Below are 2964 nucleotides of genomic sequence, written 5' to 3'. Positions count from 1 at the left end.
TCATTCATCGCTGAATGAAAGAAGAACGTTAACTTTTTGGTTAAGTTAGAAAGGGCGCACGGCGGATGCCTTGGCACTAGGAGCCTAAGAAGGACGGCACTAACACCGATATGCTTCGGGGAGCTGTAAGTAAGCTTTGATCCGAAGATTTCCGAATGGGGAAACCCACCATCTTTAATAGGATGGTACGTATTTGTGAATACATAGCAAATACGAGGCAGACCCGGAGAACTGAAACATCTAAGTATCCGGAGGAAGAGAAAGAAAAATCGATTCCCTGAGTAGCGGCGAGCGAAACGGGAAAAGCCCAAACCAGGAAGCTTGCTTCCTGGGGTTGTAGGACACTCTATACGGAGTTACAAAAGGATGAGTTAGGCGAAGCGACCTGGAAAGGTCCGCCAGAGTGGGTAAAAGCCCCGTAACCGAAAATTCATCCCCTCCAGAGTGGATCCTGAGTACGGCGGAACACGTGAAATTCCGTCGGAATCCGGGAGGACCATCTCCCAAGGCTAAATACTCCCTAGTGACCGATAGTGAACCAGTACCGTGAGGGAAAGGTGAAAAGCACCCCGGAAGGGGAGTGAAATAGATCCTGAAACCGTGTGCCTACAAGTTGTCAGAGCCCGTTAATGGGTGATGGCGTGCCTTTTGTAGAATGAACCGGCGAGTTACGATTTCATGCGAGGTTAAGCAGAGAATGCGGAGCCGCAGCGAAAGCGAGTCTGAATAGGGCGAATGAGTATGAGGTCGTAGACCCGAAACCAGGTGATCTACCCATGTCCAGGGTGAAGGTAAGGTAACACTTACTGGAGGCCCGAACCCACGTACGTTGAAAAGTGCGGGGATGAGGTGTGGGTAGCGGTGAAATTCCAATCGAACCTGGAGATAGCTGGTTCTCTCCGAAATAGCTTTAGGGCTAGCCTCAAACGTTAGAATCTCGGAGGTAGAGCACTGTTTGGACTAGGGGCCCATCCCGGGTTACCGAATTCAGACAAACTCCGAATGCCGATGATTTATGTTTGGGAGTCAGACTATGGGTGATAAGGTCCATAGTCGAGAGGGAAACAGCCCAGACCGCCAGTTAAGGTCCCAAAGTATTCGTTAAGTGGAAAAGGATGTGGCGCTGCCCAGACAACCAGGATGTTGGCTTAGAAGCAGCCATCATTTAAAGAGTGCGTAATAGCTCACTGGTCGAGTGGCGCTGCGCCGAAAATGTATCGGGGCTAAACGAATCACCGAAACTGCGGATTGACACCTTTGGTGTCAGTGGTAGGAGAGCGTTCCAAGGGCGTTGAAGCTAGACCGGAAGGACTGGTGGAGCGCTTGGAAGTGAGAATGCCGGTATGAGTAGCGAAAGAAGGGTGAGAATCCCTTCCACCGAATGCCCAAGGTTTCCTGAGGAAGGCTCGTCCGCTCAGGGTCAGTCGGGACCTAAGTCGAGGCCGATAGGCGTAGACGATGGATAACAGGTTGATATTCCTGTACTACCTCCCCACCGTTTGAGTGATGGGGTGACGCAGAAGGATAGGGTGAGCGCGCTGTTGGTCATGCGCGTCTAAGCAGTGAGGTGTGAAACGAGGCAAATCCCGTTTCTATAACATTGAGCTGTGATGGCAAGGGGTGTATACCCTGGAGTCCCTGATTTCACACTGCCAAGAAAAGCCTCTAACGAGGTGGGAGGTACCCGTACCGCAAACCAACACAGGTAGGCGAGGAGAGAATCCTAAGGTGATCGAGAGAACTCTCGTTAAGGAACTCGGCAAAATGACCCCGTAACTTCGGGAGAAGGGGTGCTCTGGTAGGGTTTATAGCCCGAGAGAGCCGCAGTGAATAGGCCCAGGCGACTGTTTAGCAAAAACACAGGTCTCTGCAAAACCGTAAGGTGACGTATAGGGGCTGACGCCTGCCCGGTGCTGGAAGGTTAAGAGGAGAGGTTAGCGCAAGCGAAGCTTCGAATTGAAGCCCCAGTAAACGGCGGCCGTAACTATAACGGTCCTAAGGTAGCGAAATTCCTTGTCGGGTAAGTTCCGACCCGCACGAAAGGCGTAACGATCTGGGCACTGTCTCAACGAGAGACTCGGTGAAATTATAATATGCGTGAAGATGCGCATTACCCGCGACAGGACGGAAAGACCCCGTGGAGCTTTACTGTAGCCTGATATTGAATTCCGGTGCAGCCTGTACAGGATAGGTAGGAGCCTTAGAGACCGGAGCGCTAGCTTCGGAGGAGGCAATGGTGGGATACTACCCTGGCTGTATTGGACTTCTAACCCTTGCCCGTGATCCGGGCAGGAGACAGTGTCAGGCGGACAGTTTGACTGGGGCGGTCGCCTCCTAAAGAGTAACGGAGGCGCCCAAAGGTTCCCTCAGAATGGTTGGACATCATTCGTAGAGTGCAAAGGCATAAGGGAGCTTGACTGCGAGACCTACAAGTCGAGCAGGGTCGAAAGACGGGCTTAGTGATCCGGTGGTTCCGCATGGAAGGGCCATCGCTCAACGGATAAAAGCTACCCCGGGGATAACAGGCTTATCTCCCCCAAGAGTCCACATCGACGGGGAGGTTTGGCACCTCGATGTCGGCTCATCGCATCCTGGGGCTGTAGTCGGTCCCAAGGGTTGGGCTGTTCGCCCATTAAAGCGGTACGCGAGCTGGGTTCAGAACGTCGTGAGACAGTTCGGTCCCTATCCGTCGCGGGCGCAGGAAATTTGAGAGGAGCTGTCCTTAGTACGAGAGGACCGGGATGGACACACCGCTGGTGTACCAGTTGTCTTGCCAAAGGCATCGCTGGGTAGCTATGTGTGGACGGGATAAATGCTGAAAGCATCTAAGCATGAAGCCCCCCTCGAGATGAGATTTCCCATTACGCAAGTAAGTAAGATCCCTCAAAGATGATGAGGTGGATAGGTCTGGTGTGGAAGCATGGCGACATGTGGAGCTGACAGATACTAATCGATCGAGGACTT

The 2964-nt window shown here is 52.6% G+C and carries 1 rRNA gene; it reads left to right on the top strand.

Annotation, left to right across the window (positions count from 1 at the left end):
* Positions 1–38: 38 nt before the first annotated feature.
* Positions 39–2964, top strand: a 23S ribosomal RNA gene (locus N693_RS0100005); the annotation flags it as partial.

The organism is Sporosarcina sp. D27 (assembly GCF_000586555.1).
Lineage (GTDB): Bacteria > Bacillota > Bacilli > Bacillales_A > Planococcaceae > Sporosarcina.
This window is presented reverse-complemented; position numbering and strand designations above follow the sequence as displayed.